General features: G+C 42.7%; 14 protein-coding genes. 9 read left to right on the plus strand and 5 right to left on the minus strand.

Annotation, left to right across the window (positions count from 1 at the left end):
- Positions 1-42: 42 nt before the first annotated feature.
- The 3 genes from NVS78_RS00775 to folK all read left to right on the plus strand — a co-directional run bounded on the left by NVS78_RS00775 (position 43) and on the right by folK (position 3682).
- Positions 43-2310: an ATP-dependent helicase gene (locus NVS78_RS00775; protein WP_286357504.1), complete on the plus strand. Its 2268-nt coding sequence runs from the start codon at positions 43-45 to the stop codon at positions 2308-2310.
- 138 nt (positions 2311-2448) lie between these two features.
- Positions 2449-3099, plus strand: a complete 651-nt coding sequence (locus NVS78_RS00780; protein ID WP_286357505.1) for a DUF4290 domain-containing protein — start codon at positions 2449-2451, stop codon at positions 3097-3099.
- Between the two features lie 100 nt (positions 3100-3199).
- Positions 3200-3682, plus strand: coding sequence for a 2-amino-4-hydroxy-6-hydroxymethyldihydropteridine diphosphokinase (gene folK, locus NVS78_RS00785; RefSeq protein ID WP_286357506.1), 483 nt, complete (start codon positions 3200-3202; stop codon positions 3680-3682).
- Here the strand turns inward: folK and murA are convergent.
- A complete protein-coding gene (gene murA, locus NVS78_RS00790; RefSeq protein WP_286357507.1) occupies positions 3679-4983 on the minus strand; it encodes a UDP-N-acetylglucosamine 1-carboxyvinyltransferase in 1305 nt (434 codons plus the stop codon). The two genes, folK and murA, sit on opposite strands and share 4 nt — an antisense overlap.
- Before the next feature lie 161 nt (positions 4984-5144).
- Here murA and sppA point away from each other — a divergent pair, with 161 nt between their 5' ends.
- Genes sppA through NVS78_RS00805 form a run of 3 tightly spaced genes read left to right on the plus strand, consistent with a single transcriptional unit; the run spans position 5145 to position 8814 of the window.
- Positions 5145-6938: a signal peptide peptidase SppA gene (gene sppA / locus NVS78_RS00795; RefSeq protein ID WP_286357508.1), complete on the plus strand. Its 1794-nt coding sequence runs from the start codon at positions 5145-5147 to the stop codon at positions 6936-6938.
- A 39-nt stretch (positions 6939-6977) separates the two neighbouring features.
- On the plus strand, positions 6978-8027 hold the full coding sequence (lpxK, locus tag NVS78_RS00800) for a tetraacyldisaccharide 4'-kinase (protein WP_353620707.1): 1050 nt from the start codon (positions 6978-6980) through the stop codon (positions 8025-8027).
- On the plus strand, positions 8002-8814 hold the full coding sequence (locus NVS78_RS00805) for a purine-nucleoside phosphorylase (protein WP_286357509.1): 813 nt from the start codon (positions 8002-8004) through the stop codon (positions 8812-8814). Before lpxK ends, NVS78_RS00805 begins: the two co-directional genes overlap by 26 nt.
- Before the next feature lie 19 nt (positions 8815-8833).
- Here the strand turns inward: NVS78_RS00805 and NVS78_RS00810 are convergent, their stop codons facing one another.
- Together NVS78_RS00810 and pgeF are read right to left on the minus strand one after the other, a co-directional pair.
- A complete protein-coding gene (locus tag NVS78_RS00810) occupies positions 8834-9334 on the minus strand; it encodes a 3'-5' exonuclease (protein WP_041502827.1) in 501 nt (166 codons plus the stop codon).
- An 18-nt stretch (positions 9335-9352) separates the two neighbouring features.
- Positions 9353-10177 (minus strand): peptidoglycan editing factor PgeF, encoded by an 825-nt coding sequence (pgeF, locus tag NVS78_RS00815; RefSeq protein WP_286357510.1) that lies wholly within the window; start codon positions 10175-10177, stop codon positions 9353-9355.
- Positions 10178-10249: 72 nt separating this feature from the next.
- Here pgeF and NVS78_RS00820 point away from each other — a divergent pair, with 72 nt between their 5' ends.
- Positions 10250-11035: a Fic family protein gene (locus NVS78_RS00820; RefSeq protein ID WP_286357511.1), complete on the plus strand. Its 786-nt coding sequence runs from the start codon at positions 10250-10252 to the stop codon at positions 11033-11035.
- Positions 11036-11277: 242 nt separating this feature from the next.
- Positions 11278-11541, plus strand: a complete 264-nt coding sequence (locus tag NVS78_RS00825) for a type B 50S ribosomal protein L31 (RefSeq protein ID WP_041502824.1) — start codon at positions 11278-11280, stop codon at positions 11539-11541.
- A 54-nt stretch (positions 11542-11595) separates the two neighbouring features.
- Here NVS78_RS00825 and NVS78_RS00830 read toward each other — a convergent pair whose 3' ends face one another.
- Positions 11596-12789 (minus strand): GlmU family protein, encoded by a 1194-nt coding sequence (locus NVS78_RS00830; protein WP_286357512.1) that lies wholly within the window; start codon positions 12787-12789, stop codon positions 11596-11598.
- Between the two features lie 223 nt (positions 12790-13012).
- Between NVS78_RS00830 and lon the strand changes: the two genes are divergently transcribed.
- Entirely contained in the window at positions 13013-15427 is a 2415-nt protein-coding gene (gene lon, locus NVS78_RS00835; protein WP_286357513.1) for an endopeptidase La, read from the plus strand.
- Positions 15428-15480: 53 nt separating this feature from the next.
- Here the strand turns inward: lon and NVS78_RS00840 are convergent, their stop codons facing one another.
- A complete protein-coding gene (locus NVS78_RS00840; RefSeq protein WP_286357514.1) occupies positions 15481-16614 on the minus strand; it encodes an AI-2E family transporter in 1134 nt (377 codons plus the stop codon).
- Positions 16615-16627 lie beyond the last annotated feature (13 nt).

The raw sequence follows: 16627 nt of genomic DNA on the forward strand, positions 1-16627 counted from the left end.
AAAGAAATTCGGAAGAAAATCTCTTCCCTGAAAAAAGTTATCGTGGATTTTACGAATGAGTTAAATGAGCGTCAAAAAGAAGCCGTGCTTAACACGGAAGGGCCGACACTTGTCATCGCAGGAGCGGGCTCGGGAAAAACCCGTGTCCTGACCTACCGGATAGCTCAACTCCTCAGTAAAGGAGTTCCGGCTTACCGTATTTTAGCTCTTACCTTCACGAACAAAGCCGCCAGAGAGATGCAACGTCGCATTGCAGCGCTTGTCGGGCAAGAGCAGGCAGCCAATTTATGGATGGGGACATTTCACTCCGTTTTTTCCAAAATATTGAGAACGGAAGCCTCACACCTCGGCTACAGTTCTAATTTTACCATATACGACTCGCAAGACTCCAAGAACCTGATCAAATCCATTATCAAAGATTTACGACTGGATGATAAGGTATATAAACCGAGCGACGTACTCGGCAGGATATCCATGGCTAAAAACAACCTGATCATAGCTCAGGCTTATGCTCAATCGGCCAAGATTACAGCTGCAGACCAGGCTGCCAAAAAGCCGATGGTCAGTGAAATATACAAATACTATCAGCTTCGCTGCAAGCAAAGCGATGTCATGGACTTTGACGATCTGCTGTTGCAAACCAATATTCTTTTCAGGGATTTTCCCGAGATTTTGGCCAAGTACCAGCAAAAATTCAATTACATTTTAGTGGATGAGTATCAGGACACGAACTACTCCCAATATCTCATCATCAAAAAACTGTCCGAGATACACAAAAATATATGTGTCGTGGGAGACGATGCCCAAAGCATCTATTCATTTCGGGGAGCCAGGATTGAGAATATCCTGAATTTCCGAAACGATTACCCGGAATATAAACTTTGTAAATTGGAGCAGAACTACCGTTCGACCACAACGATCGTGGAGGCAGCTAACAGTATTATCTGCAAAAACAAGGAACAGATACCCAAAACCATCTTTTCTCAAAACGAAGAGGGAGAGAAGATCCGCGTATTGAAAACGATGTCGGATAAAGAAGAGGGATTTCAAGTAGCGAACGAAATTTTCAAGTTAGCGCAAACCGAACAATCGGATTACAGCCATTTTGCCATACTCTATCGAACCAACGCCCAATCCAGAATCATGGAAGAGGCTCTTCGTAAAAGGAACATCCCGTATAAGATATATGGAGGGCTCTCCTTCTACCAGCGCAAGGAGATCAAAGACCTGTTAGCCTATTTACGGTTAACGGTAAACCAAAACGATGAAGAGGCGTTGAAACGAATCATCAACTATCCGCGACGGGGTATCGGAGATACGACGATCGACAAACTGAAAGAAGTTGCGACCAAATACAACGTCAGTATTTGGACCGTACTTTGCAATCTAAATAAAATTCCCGGCATCCTGTCTGCCGGCAGCGTCAGCAAACTGAATCATTTCCGAGAGATGATAACAGGTTTTTCCCGGTCGGCAGAAACAGAAAATGCTTATGAGGTAGTTTCTCTGATAGCAAAAGCCTCCGGAATAGTTGAAGACCTGGCAACGGATGATACTCCGGAGGGGGTATCCCGAAAAGAGAATATCCAGGAGTTATTGAATGCCGTTAAAGAATTCAGCGAAACGGCTTACAAAGAAGGAAAAGAAGATAAACTCCCGGCATTCTTAGAAGGTGTAGCCCTTCTGACCGATCAGGACAGTGAAAAACCGGAAGACCGGGAAAAAGTAACCCTGATGACGATTCACGCGGCAAAAGGCCTCGAGTTTCCCAACGTATTTATAGTCGGTGTAGAGGAAGATCTTTTCCCCGCTCAACAAAGTACATTCTCTCCATCTGCTTTGGAAGAAGAACGACGCCTTTTTTACGTGGCTCTCACGCGGGCCGAAAAGCGGGTTTTAATCAGTTTCACGACGACTCGCTATAAAAACGGAAACATCGTCTACCCGAAACCATCCCGGTTCATCGGTGAAATGAACCCGCTTTATCTGGATGGATACTTTGCCCCGGCCCGCCCGTCATCAGAACTACCTGTTTTCAAAACGCCGGCACACACCGAAAGATATGCCAGAACAAACCAAACTCCTTTAAGAAACGTAGAAGTACCTGTAATAGATACTTCCAAACTGAAAATACTATCGACAGATGCCGTCGTTCCGGACATGGTTATTTTTCACCCTAATTTCGGGGCGGGAAAAGTCATTTCCCTCGAAGGATTGGGAGTAAACAGAAAAGCAAAAGTGTATTTTTCCAAACACGGTCAGAAGATTTTATTGTTAAAATTTGCAAAACTATACGTGCAAGAAGATTAATATTAATGACTTATAAACAATTTATATTATATTTGTCCCATATTCTAAGACAATAACAGATAAAACTAAATTATTTCGGTAGAAATTTTCTTATTCCGAAGTTTCCAAAATCAATTTTAAAGATTAAACATCCTATACATGGCATATAATTATAATACCCAAAGAAAGAAATTGCTTCTTCCCGAGTATGGAAGAAATATTCAAAAAATGATAGATCATTTATCGACTATCGAGGACCGGGAAGAACGGACCCGTGCAGCCAAAACCGTAATCAGCGTCATGGGAAACCTTTATCCCCACCTTCGGGATGTTCCCGATTTCCGTCATAAACTTTGGGATCATCTGGCCATCATGTCTAATTTCAGTTTGGATATCGATACTCCCTATCCTCTTCCGTCTATAGAGAAATTACACGAGAAACCCGAAAAATTAGAATACAATAACCACCATATCAAATACAAACACTACGGTTTATTAACCGAAAAATTAATCCAAAAAATAAAAGAAACCGACGATCCCGAACTGAAGCGCGTCCTAACCGTATTGACGGCCAATCACATGAAAAAATCATTCCTGACCTGGAATAAAGATTCCGTCGAAGACGAGCAAATCTACAATGATATCAACACGTTATACGGAGGCAATATTGAGATGCCCGAAGGCATGACTCTCTCCCACTCTAAAGACCTCCTGCAAAAAAAAGGCAAACCAGCCAACAAACCCCAAACCAAAAACGGGAATACAAACGGAAACAACAATAAAAAAATTCATTATAAAAAACACAATTAACTCCCTGCCTAAAAAATAAAGCTTTGTCCGGAGGTAATAATCATATCCGGACACTCCGGTTGAAATTTATACAGATGAACGTACTAACCCAAAGCTCATAATGGAGGTAACTCTTATTTTCGGAAGTAATATGGGCGACCGAAAGGCTGTCATTCAAGAAGCCATGAGACTGATGGAAGAGATCGGGAAAATTCGCAGGATCTCCTCTTTATATGAAACGGCCCCGTGGGGATTCGAATCTCCCGATACGTTCTACAACCAGGCTGCCATATATTCAACCTGCTTATCAGCAGAAAATGTATTGAAAAAATGCATGGAAACCGAAAAAATACTCGGCAGAAAACGCACCGCCTCCCGATATTGTTCCCGTACCATAGACATCGACATTTTGTTTTACGATTCATGCATCATACATACTCCTGATTTGGTTATTCCCCATCCCCGGATAACAGAACGAAATTTTGTCCTGACCCCGTTACATGAGATCATACCGGATTTTATACATCCGTTAACCGGCAAAAAAATATCCGAACATTTTGCCGAATGTCCGGATTCCTTACTCGTGTTAAAGCGGGAAGGTTAAACTCTTCTGATCTCCGCCCCGATCGCGTTCAATTTTTCGTCAATGTTTTCATAACCGCGATCAATCTGATCGATATTATGAATTACGCTCGTTCCCTGGGCAGAAAGAGCGGCAATCAACAACGCGATTCCGGCACGAATATCCGGAGACGTCATCTTCGTTGCCCGCAACTGAGACTCATGGTTCTGCCCTATCACCGTAGCCCGGTGCGGATCACACAAAATAATTTTAGCTCCCATATCTATCAACTTATCGACAAAGAAAAGCCGACTTTCGAACATTTTTTGATGAATCAGCACACTACCTTTCGCCTGAGTGGCAACAACCAGGAACACACTCAGCAAGTCAGGAGTCAACCCCGGCCAAGGAGCATCCGCAACGGTTAATATGGAACCGTCAATAAAATCCTCAATCAAATAATGTTCCTGCCGGGGAATATACAGATCGTCGCCTCGTTCCTCCACCCGGATTCCTAAACGCCGAAAAGCCCCCGGAATAATACCCAATTGTTCGATACAAACATCTTTAATCGTAATTTCCGAACGGGTCAGCGCCGCCAACCCGATATAGCTCCCTACCTCGATCATGTCGGGCAAACAACGATGAGTGCATCCTCTTAAAGAGGCTACACCTTCAATCCTCAACAAATTGGAGGCGATACCTGAAATTTTAGCACCCATGGCATTCAACATCTTGCACAGTTGTTGGATATAAGGTTCGCAGGCAGCATTGTAAATAGTGGTTACCCCTTCCGCCAGAACAGCAGCCATCACGATATTGGCAGTACCTGTCACCGAAGCCTCATCCAACAGCATATAGGCCCCTTTCAATTTTTGCGCGGAAGCCTTAAAACACCCTTTCACGGCATCGTACTCAAAAGAAGCCCCCAAGTTCTCAAATCCTAAAAAATGGGTATCCAAACGACGACGTCCGATTTTGTCTCCTCCCGGTTTCGGCACCAATCCATAACCGTATATGGCCAAAAGCGGACCAAGAATCATGATAGATCCCCGCAAACTTGCCGCTTTATTATAAAAATCCTCGGTGTCCAAATAGCCGAAATCAATATCCGAGGCCTGAAAAGCATACTCTCCTTTACGAATCCTCTCTACGGACACGCCCATTCCTCGTAATAATTCTATCAACTTCAACACATCTAATATTTCCGGTACATTACTGATCGTCACCCTTTCTTTTGTCAACAAAGTTGCACATATCACCTGTAATGCCTCATTTTTTGCTCCCTGAGGAATAAGTTCTCCTTTTAAACGTTTTCCTCCGACAACTTCAAACTTGCTCATTCGTATACTTCATTTTAATTACAACGTATGCGTAAAACTATTAAAAAAACAAACGTGAACAAAATAAGCCTAACTTTAAATTTGCTGTAGCAAAATTATATGTATACATTTGTAAAAAACATATTGCTGCACCAATAAGATTAATCTTTAAAAAAAACAGTATGAAAAGCTTCTTAAAGTATACATTAGCAACAATCGTCGGTATCATCATCGTACACATTTTCTTCTTTTTTATACTTATCGGGATGATCGGTGCCATTGCCAGTATGTCGACCACGACCGTTACCATCAAAGACAACACGATATTGAAACTCTCCTTACAACATGCCATACCCGACAAAGCATCGGATAATCCGATTGAAAATTTCGATTTCAAATCGTTGACCCCCAGCAAACTGATGGGACTGAATAACATATTGAAAAGTATTTATCAAGCGGCCGGAGACAGCCGGATCGCCGGTATCTATATGGATCTTACCGAAATCAATTCGAACTTCGGTGGATTGGGAAGTATAGAAGAAATACGTAATGCCTTAATAGATTTCAAAAAAAGCGGAAAATTTATTTATAGCTATTCCAATCTGGGATATTCGCAAAAAAGTTATTACCTGGCATCCGTCGCCGATAGCCTTTTTGTCAACCCGGAAGCCCCGCTCTTACTGACCGGAATGAGCGCTGAAGTCGCATTTTATAAAGATCTGCTGAAAAAAATAGGAGTAAAACCGGAGGTCATCCGGGTGGGTAAGTTCAAAGCCGCCGTAGAACCGTTTATGGACGATCACATGAGTGAGGCTAACCGGGAACAAATACAAACCTATTTGAACTCGTTATGGAATACTCAAATACAAGGAATATCCGAAGCCCGGCATATTCCGGTGGAGAAAATCAATCGACTGACCGACAACTTTCGGGTATACACGACACAAGAGTTCGAACAAGAAGGCTTTTTCGACGGGACGATATACGAGGACGAGATGTTGAATAAACTGAAAAGGGCTTGCGGACAGGACCCCAACCAAAAAGTAGAGATAGCCTCATTACCGGATTATTTCAAAAGTTTAGCTCCTAACCTCAACTTCACGGCCGACAAAATTGCTGTCATTTATGCCCAAGGAGAGATCGGTTTCGAGCAAAACTCCAACACGATCGGGCCGGAGTTAGCCAAAACGATCCGAAATGCCAGAGAAGACCAAAGCATCAAAGCCATCGTTTTGAGAGTAAATTCCCCGGGAGGAAGTGCCTTAACTTCCGAAATCATCTGGAGGGAAGTCAAATTAGCCGCCAACGCCAAACCATTCATTGTTTCCATGGGCAACGTCGCAGCCTCCGGAGGCTATTACATCTCATGCGCCGCCGACACGATCGTTGCCGACCCGATGACATTAACCGGCTCCATCGGTATCTTCGGACTTCTATTCAGCGGGGAAGAACTGATAAAAGATAAATTAGGCATCTCTACCAACGTCGTAAAAACCAACGAACACAGCGACTTCGGAGGCGGTTATCCCCTTCCTCTTCCCGTAAGCTCCAGGCCACTTACCTCTTACGAAAGAAACGTTATGCAAAATTATATCAACCGGGGATATGATACCTTTTTAAGTCGGGTTAGCGAAGGACGCCGCATGAGTAAAGAAGCGGTCGATGAAATCGCCCAGGGGAGAGTCTGGACGGGTACCGATGCCCTCAGAATCGGGTTAGTCGATCTTCTCGGCGGTTTGGACGATGCCATACGGATCGCGGCCGACAAGATAAAATCGACCCAATACCAAATCGTAGAACTGCCAACGAGTAGAAATCCGATAGAAGAGTTGATTTTAAATCTTTCGGAGACAGTAAAGAACCAAATCATAAAATCCGAATTAGGGGCATACTATGAACTGTATACGGCCCAAAAAACATGGTTAAGTATACAAGGAGCCGTCGCACGTATCCCTTACAACGTATCATTCAACTGAAACAGTAAGGTTCAATTACTAACTTTAAAAATCTGCATAGTGATTAAATATCTTGTTTTATGGCCTTTAAGCATACTTTACGGAATAGGCGTAAATATCAGGAACCGATTGTTTAATCTGGGCCTTCTCGAGTCAAAAGAGTTCGATGTTCCCATCATCTGTATCGGTAATATCACGATCGGAGGCACGGGAAAAACACCCCACACGGAATCCATCATTAACGTACTCCAGAAAGACCATCGCGTAGCTTGTTTAAGCCGGGGATACAAACGCAAAACTTCCGGATACATATTGGCGACAGAAAATTCCACGGCGGATGAAATCGGAGACGAACCCAAGCAAATAAAAAATAAATTTCCGGATATCACGGTTGCCGTCGATGCCGACCGTGTCAGAGGGGTGAAAAAACTACAACAATTACCCAACCCTCCGGATATCATTATTCTTGACGACGGATTTCAACACCGATACGTGAAAGCGGACATCAATATCCTGCTGATCGATTACAACCGTCCTATCTATAAGGATCATCTCCTTCCCTTGGGACGGTTACGCGAACATCACAGCGCTTTGGAACGGGCCAATTATGTCATCATTACCAAATGTCCCTCCAATATCACCCCGATAGAAAAAAGAATCATCTATAAAAATCTGAAGCTAAAGGCTTACCAGGAACTGCTGTTTACCACCATGCAATACGGGGACATTACCCCGTTAGACGGTAAAAGTAAGTGCCTAAAAAATAATAATAGCGTCGTCTTATGCGTTACGGGGATCGCGCAACCGGGCCCCTATCAGGAACATTTGAAAACACTTTTCGGCCAGGTCTCCTTTTTAACTTTTCCGGATCACCACCGTTTCACGAACAACGACATACAGAAAATCATTCAGGAATTCAATAAAATTGATCAACCGGACAAGTACATTTTCACAACGGAAAAAGACGCAACCCGCTTGATTTCATACGAATTTCCCGATGAAATCAGGGAACGTATGTTTTATATACCTATCGAACCCGAATTTTTAACTTCCAAAGATCAACTCATCAAAAATATACACAACTATGCTAAGCAAAATAAAAGAAAGTAAAGATTTTATCTATCCTTTTTTAGACGGAGAATATTCGACAGGTATCATCCTCGGTACGGGCTTAGGAGAACTCGGAAAATCCATTGAAATAAAACAGGCTATCCCTTACGCGGAAATCCCCAACTTTCCGGTATCGACAGTCGAAGGGCATCAAGGTAAACTGTTGATCGGCCAATTCGGCAATAAGAACGTGATCGCCATGCAAGGACGCTTTCACTTCTACGAAGGATACAACATGAAGGAAGTTACTTTTCCCGTGAGAGTGATGCACGCCTTAGGGGTGAAAACATTGTTCGTTTCCAACGCGGCAGGCGGAGTAAACACCAACTACCTGGTAGGAGACCTCATGATCATAAAAGACCATATCAATCTCTTCCCGGAACATCCGTTACGGGGAAAAAACATGGAGGAGCTGGGCCCTCGCTTCCCGGGTATGACCGAGGCTTACAGTAAAAGATTAATCTCTTTGGCGGAAGAGATCGGCAAGAAACTGAATATTAAACTACAAAAAGGTGTATACGCCGGCTTGCAAGGGCCTTCTTTCGAGACACCAGCAGAATATAACTGGATAAGAGTCATCGGAGGAGATGCCGTGGGCATGTCTACGGTACCTGAAATTATTGTAGCCCGGCATATGAATATGGAATGTTTCGGTATGTCGGTAATCACCAATAGTACAGCTAACGAAGAGCTGATAAAGACAAATCACGAAGAGGTCCAAGACGTGGGAAATCATGCACAACCCCGTATGACAGCCATTTTCCGGGAAATGATCAACCAATTATAATAAAATGACGGTAATACCGTCATTTTTTATAATTCTCCAATTGCAACATGATTTGAGCAGCTCCCCGGGCATCGCTCAACGCTTCATGGTGATTTAACGCTATTCCAAAATAATCACACACCGTGTTCAAACGATAATTCGGTAACTCTTTTATATATCTCCGGGTTAACTGATAGGTACAATAATGTTGGGGTAAACGGGTATAAATATCAGCTCTTTCCAAACAGGCTTTCAATACCCGCATATCGAAGCTCGCGTTATGGGCTACCAACGCATCCGTATCCAAAAAAGAGGCAATCTCTCCCCAAAGCTCTTCAAATAAAGGAGCATCCGCAACCTGCTCGGGGGTAATTCCATGTATATCTATAAACTTCCGGTAAAAAAAGTAAGGCTCAGGCTTTATCAAACGGAAAAATTCATTTACGATCTTTCCGTTTCGTACCTGAACCAAACCGATAGCGCATGCACTCGTCGGGTATCGATTGGCCGTTTCAAAATCAATAGCTGTAAAATCTAACATGAATGCCGTAAATTCCCGTCAACACTTTTTCTTCATCATTATTCCAGCCCCGAAGCGCCCGGTATCTCCCTGATCTCCCCGGTAAGAGAAGAAACGATCCCGGTTACATACCGTACAAATACGGGCCACTTCAATATAACCGGAACATAAACCGGCCTCCATCAACTCCCTGCGATTAGCTTCCCACAAATCGAAATTGTATTTCCCATGATTTTTCCCCGACTCTACCAAGTCTTCCCAGCGATTCAAATTTTTTCGGACGATCTCGACAACCTCTTCGCCCACTTCAAAACAACACTTCCCGATAGAAGGTCCTATGCCGGCTCTTATATCTTTAGGATTACATCCGAACTCTTTTTTCATCCGGGCGACGACCCGAGAAGTAATCTTCCCCACCGTTCCCCGCCATCCAGCATGAATCGCCGCAATCACGTGCCTCTCCGTATCGTAAAGTAAAATAGGCACGCAATCGGCGGCTAATACCATCAAACAAACCTCCGGTAAAGCAGTAATCAAGGCATCTGTCTCCGGCAAACGGGTTTCCCGCACTCTTCCCCCGCACCCGACACTATTTTCAAGCACGACTTCGACATGGGTCGTATGTTTTTGTTCCCCGGTCGTCACCGTCGATAAATCCACTCCTACTTCCGACAATAACAGTTGTCGATTCTTCAATACATTCTCTCCCTCATCCTCCTCTGTAAAACCGATATTTAAAGAAGACTGCCCTCCACGACTGACACCACCCTCACGACCGGAAATAAAATGCACAAGATGAGAACAACTCCCCAATCCCGTAAACCGATAAACAGGTATATTATTATGAATACTCCTTTTCAGCATAAATAACTCTTTTAGGCGGCAAAGTTACAAAAACACCCCAAGAAAAACTCGCGAAAACATAACAATTTCATTATGGAGAACGTACTTATCACAAACCAAAAAGAAAGAAAAATGTGGCAAGAATTATGTAAAATGAGGGCTGAATACCTCGATAAATATAACCTTAAAGCTCAAGGCTATCCCTCACGTTTAGTGGAAACATTACTCTACGAGATTGCCAGATTAGAAGGAATTACAGTTAAAAAGCAAGATTTTTTGGATGTCCTCAACGAAAAAAATACCCCTGAACGAATAACCGAATGGGACATTCACAGAATAAAAGATTTGGAATCCGCTTTTTTGTACCTTGTCAGGTGTTCCAAACAACAGAAAAAATTTTCTTCGGAATTTGTACGGGATGTCAGCGCCTTGGTAATGAAACACACGGGAAAAGAGGAGACAACTACCGTCGGCCGATACGATACGTCACTGGGTGATTTCCGTTTGGGAGAAGAGTACTACGAGGAAGGAGTGCTCTCCGATTATACTCAAATTCCGGATATGCTTGACAAATTATGCAAGAAAGTTAATGAAGAGTTGGATCAGGTGCACGATATCATGACGGTAAAATTAGGGGCCCGTTTCCATTATCGCTTCCTGCACATCAAACCATTTGGAGAGGGAAATATCGAGGTGGCCCTGCTGTTAATGAACTACATCCAAATGTTATTTAACGAACCGCTTATCATTATTCCGGGAGAGGATAAAGCCAAATACCTTTCAGCCTTAAAGATGCAAAAAGACAAACCTACACCCGAAATCTTCGAGGAGTTTGTTGGTAAAGAATTACTCGAGTCTCTACAAAAGGAATTATCTTAAAGAGGTGCATATTGATAAGCAAAACCGTTCGAAGGCGGAAGTGGATAAACCCATTTTCCGCCTTCGATTATTATAAACGGATCAACGACAAGTATCCCGACTTTTATTCCGTATTCGTCCGAACGAATTCAGGAACTTTTCAAAGAGATAAAAAAAAGTCAATGAAATTCTTTGTGATTTATAATGAATGGACTATCTTTGCTGGCCGTTAAAGTAGAAACAAATTTAAAATTATATACGAGATGAAAAAGGGCATACATCCTGAAAATTACAGATTAGTAGCATTTAAAGATATGTCTAACGGAATGACTACTATTACCAAGTCAACAGCCGCAACAAGAGAGACTATTGAAATCGATGGAGTAGAATATCCTCTGATTAAGATGGAAATTTCCAACTCTTCACACCCGTTTTATACCGGTAAAATCAAATTGATCGACACTGCAGGACGTGTCGATAAATTCATGAACCGTTATAAATCACACATGGAAAACAGAAAAAAATAATCGTTTCGATACGATATAAAAAAGTCGCTTATCAAAAAATAAGCGACTTTTTTACTATTTAAACGTCCTGAATTCACGGGTATCTTCAAAGACTCGATCGATAATACGTTTTTCCACGTCATCGAAAACTTTTCCACGTCTTTTCATGACAGCTTCTGCCGTAACCGTAAATTGACGCATTTGATGCTCTACAAAACCGGAAGCCCCTCCCCAGGAAAAAGAAGGGATAAAATTCCTCGGAAAATCGGAACCGAAAATATTGGCCCCGACACCGACAACGGTTCCCGTATTAATCATCGTATTGATTCCCATTTTCGAATGATCTCCCATGATCAAACCGCAAAACTGCAAACCCGTTTTCCGAAAATGCCGGGTGTCGTAATCCCACAGCTTAACCTCTACATACGTGTTTTTCAAATTGGAATTATTCGTATCCGCACCCAAATTACACCACTCGCCTATAACCGAATTTCCCAAAAAACCATCATGTGCTTTATTGGAATACCCGATAAACACGACATTATTCAATTCCCCGCCGCATTTGCAGTAAGGCCCCAAAGTCGTTGCTCCATAGACCTTCGCTCCCATATTCAACACGGCATGCTCACACATGGCCAATGGCCCCCGGATCAATACTCCCTCCATGATTTCCGCTTCTTTACCTATGTACACCGGTCCGCCATCCGTATTAATCGTCGCGTACCGGACAACAGCCCCCTCTTCCAAGAAGACAGGATACTTTCCGCGTATCCGTACGCTATCTTCCAAAACAGCGCTCTTTCTCCCCTTTGTCAACAAATCGAAATCAAGAAGTAATTCCCCGGCATTATAAGCAAAAACATGGTAAGGATAAATTATCCTCGTGCATTCTCCCGAATATTCCAGGGAACGGAACGCGGCGAACTCCTCTTTTCTTAACCGATCGGCCACCTGTTTGCCGCCTCGCACGGCAATCACGACTCCCTGTTCTCCGAACAACAAATCATTCGATTCCAAACGACGAACAGCAGCAACCAGGTCCGCATTCGCACATACGGAGGCATTTATCCACAAATTATCATCCTCCGTCCGCAAGGGATATTTCTCCTGAAGATAATCACTTGTTAAATAGGAAACGGAGTTATTCAACCTTCTTTCCCACTTCTCTCTGAGCGTGAGAATACCTACCCGTATCTCGGAAACCGGACGAGTCAAGGTAAGAGGCCTTAACGTACTCCAACTTTTATCATCAAATAAAATAGTATTCATTCGTATTATCTAATTATTCTATGACAAAAATAACAATTGCTTCCATTACTTCCCGTATTACAGGAAAAAATCTTTGGCACAGGAATTGCCCTGTATAGAATCGTCTCAACTCAAATGAATCGTTGACAAAATGTCAGTCATTCGTTTTTATCACACACGAGACAGAAGGTGAAGAGGAGTGTAATTACAAAAAACAACTAAAAAGGAAGATAAGGAGATCATAATGAACGAAATAAACTTTGACGATATGCTATCGGAAAATATACAGGAAGAACGTCAAGACTTATTACAGATATTAGGAGATGAAAAAGAATTGCTGAACGAATCGATTAATATACCTGACACTCTGCCAATATTACCGCTTCGGAACACCGTGTTGTTCCCGGGTGTAATTATTCCCATCAATATCGGCAGGGAAAAATCCCTGAAACTGATCAAATATGCTTACAAACAAAGCGCCATGATCGGGGTTATCGCCCAAAAAGACACCAACACGGAGAATCCGGCACAAAACGACCTGTATTCTATCGGTACCGCCGCATCCGTTTTGAAAATATTAGAGATGCCGGATGGAACAACAACGGCAATCATTCAGGGGAAAAGAAGATTCCAGTTGGAAGATATCCTGTACGATGAACCCTATCACGTGGGGAAAATTATAGTAAAAACGGAAGAAGTTCTATCTAAAAACGATGAAGAATACAACGCTATTTCCGACTCGTTGAAAGAGATGGCTATGAAAATCGTAAAGTATTCCAGCAATATTCCCAATGAAGCCGGCTTCGCGTTGAAGAACATCGAAAGCATGCTGTTCCTGATCAATTTTATCTCATCCAATACGGACATTGACTATCGAAATAAACAGGAACTGCTGGAGATTGACAGCATAAAAGAACGGGCGATAAAACTGTTGGAACTACTGAGTAAACAGGTCAGCATTTTAGAATTGAAGAATGATATCCAGAAAAAAGTAAAATTCGATCTGGATAAGCAGCAACGGGAATATTTCCTGCATCAACAAATGAAAACCATTCAGAACGAATTGGGCGGAAATTCCGTTGATGATGATATTCAGGAACTGGAAGAAGCAGCCAAAAAGAAAGACTGGGGAAAAAATATCCAGGAATTCTTTGAAAAAGAACTACAGAAATTAAGAAGACAGAATCCTTCCATGCCGGATTATTCCGTGCAACTGAATTATTTGAAAGAATTAACCGAGTTACCGTGGAACCACTATTCGGAAGATAACTTCGACTTGCAGAAGGCTTCGGAAATATTAGACAGCGATCACTACGGCCTGGAAAAAGTAAAAGAACGAATCCTCGAATACTTAGCCGTATTGAAATTAAAAGGAGACATGAAATCTCCGATCATCTGTCTATACGGCCCCCCGGGAGTAGGAAAAACTTCTTTAGGAAAATCCGTAGCCAAGGCTTTAAACCGGGAATTCGTCAGGATGTCGTTAGGAGGACTGCACGATGAATCGGAAATCCGCGGGCACCGTCGTACCTACATCGGAGCCATGCCTGGACGGATCATTCAGGGAATAAAAAAAGCCGGGACCTCAAATCCCGTGTTCATTTTGGACGAGATCGACAAGGTCGGGCAGGACTTTAGAGGAGACCCTCAATCCGCCCTCTTGGAAGTATTGGATCCGGAACAAAATTCAACTTTCCACGACAACTACTTAGACGTGGATTACGATCTGTCCAAAGTGATGTTTATCGCAACGGCAAATGATATTTCCACCATAGCTCCGCCTCTACGCGACCGAATGGAGATGATCGAGGTAAGTGGTTATCTGATGGAGGAAAAAATTGAAATTGCCAAACGGCATTTGATCCCGAAACAGTTAACCAATCACGGGGTAAAAGCAGAAGAGGTAGAATTTAGCGATACTATTTTAAATTATATCATCGATAAGTATACCCGGGAATCCGGAGTACGCAATCTGGATAAAACATTAGCCAAAATTATGCGTCAGGTAGCCAAACACGTCGCCCTTGATCCCACTTTCTCGATAAAGCTTTCCAAAGAAAGCGTAAAAGAGTACCTGGGGACTCCCATATTCACGAGAGAAGAGTACCAAGGGAACGAGCTGCCGGGTGTCGTTACGGGATTGGCATGGACAGCTGTCGGTGGAGAAATCCTTTATATCGAATCCAGCATCAGCAAAGGGAAAGGTATGCTAACCATGACCGGCAGCTTAGGAGAAGTCATGAAAGAATCCGCCACCTTGGCCTTAGAATATATTAAATCGCACGCGGAAGAATTAAACATAGACACCGCATCTATCGAAGAGCATAATATCCATATTCATGTTCCTGCCGGAGCTGTCCCTAAGGATGGTCCTTCCGCCGGAATTACCATGGTAACCTCTTTAGCGTCTTCCCTCACGGGGAGAAAAGTAAAAAAAGCATTAGCTATGACCGGAGAGATTACTCTTCGCGGCAAAGTATTACCCGTCGGAGGAATCCGCGAAAAAATCTTAGCCGCCAAACGAGCCGGTATTAAAGAAGTCATCCTGTGCCACGAGAACAAAAAAGATATCGATGAAATAAAGAAAGAATATATCAAAGGCATTAAATTCCATTTCGTCGATCATATACGGGAAGTTTTACAAATTGCCTTACTCTAAAATAGAAACGGCCTTTCCCTCCGGAAAGGCCGTTCTTATTTCTTCACGACTCTTTACCCCTCGTCATGTCGCACTCCATTCTCGTCATTCAATCCCTTCGTAAGAGTCTTCACTAACTTATATTTATTGAAAAATTCACCAAGAATAACCCTCAAAACCGTATAGCCCGGAATCGCCAAAATCATACCCGGAATACCGGCAATGCTACCGGCAACCAAAATCACAAGAAAGATCTCCAACGGATGGGCATGGACACTGTTCCCGTATATCAAAGGCTGCAGTACCGTATTATCAATCAATTGAGTAATAGAGAACACGATCGCCATGTATACAAGTAAAGGAAACAGCGCCGTATAAAAATCCATATCAAGATGCGTGGCTATTCCCACAACCAACCCGAATACAGCACCGATCAAAGGACCGATATAAGGGATCACGTTTGTAATTCCCGTCACCAAACCGATCACCACCGCGGTATTAAATTTCAGCCCCACGATGGAAAGCCCAAGAATATTCAATCCCATCACAATGATCACTTCGAAGATAATACCTACAAAATAACGAACGAGCAATTTCTGAATAGAATCCAACGCTTTTTTCGTTCCTTCTTCGTATTGAGTGGGCACGACAGCCAAAAGCATTCTGGAAAACAGCTTGCTGTCTTTCAGAAAGAAGAAAGTAATGAAAGAGATTGAAAACAACGCGATAAAAATGCCGCTGATCGTCCCCGCCAATGAACCGAACAAATTTTTAACCCGGCTAACATCGACCAAAGAACTCAAGTTTTTCTCAATATAATCTTTTATATCCTGATCGTTATCGATAATACCAAAATGCTTTAAACCGCGCTCCGCATCCGCTAACGGAGCATCAAGCTGATTCACTATATTGGCAACGCTCAGATCACTCAACGACTGAAATTCCTGGCTCGCCATAGGAATGACCGTATAAAAGAAAAGAATAAAAACCACCCATATACACACTAAGGTCACAGCAGCCTTCAATGAATCGGAAAGAGCATATCCCCGTATTTTTATACGACCTAACAAATCTATAATCGGCCTTCCGAGAAAAGAGATCACTACAGACACCAAAATATAGGCAATAATGGACGAGAAGTACCAACACAGAAATGCGATGATGGCTAAAATAATCCCTCCTAAAAGGTATTTCCCTAAACTATTCATATCTCATTTTCCA

Origin of the sequence: Gabonibacter chumensis (assembly GCF_024741215.1) — a bacterium.
GTDB classification, from domain to species: Bacteria; Bacteroidota; Bacteroidia; order Bacteroidales; family Marinifilaceae; genus Gabonibacter; species Gabonibacter massiliensis.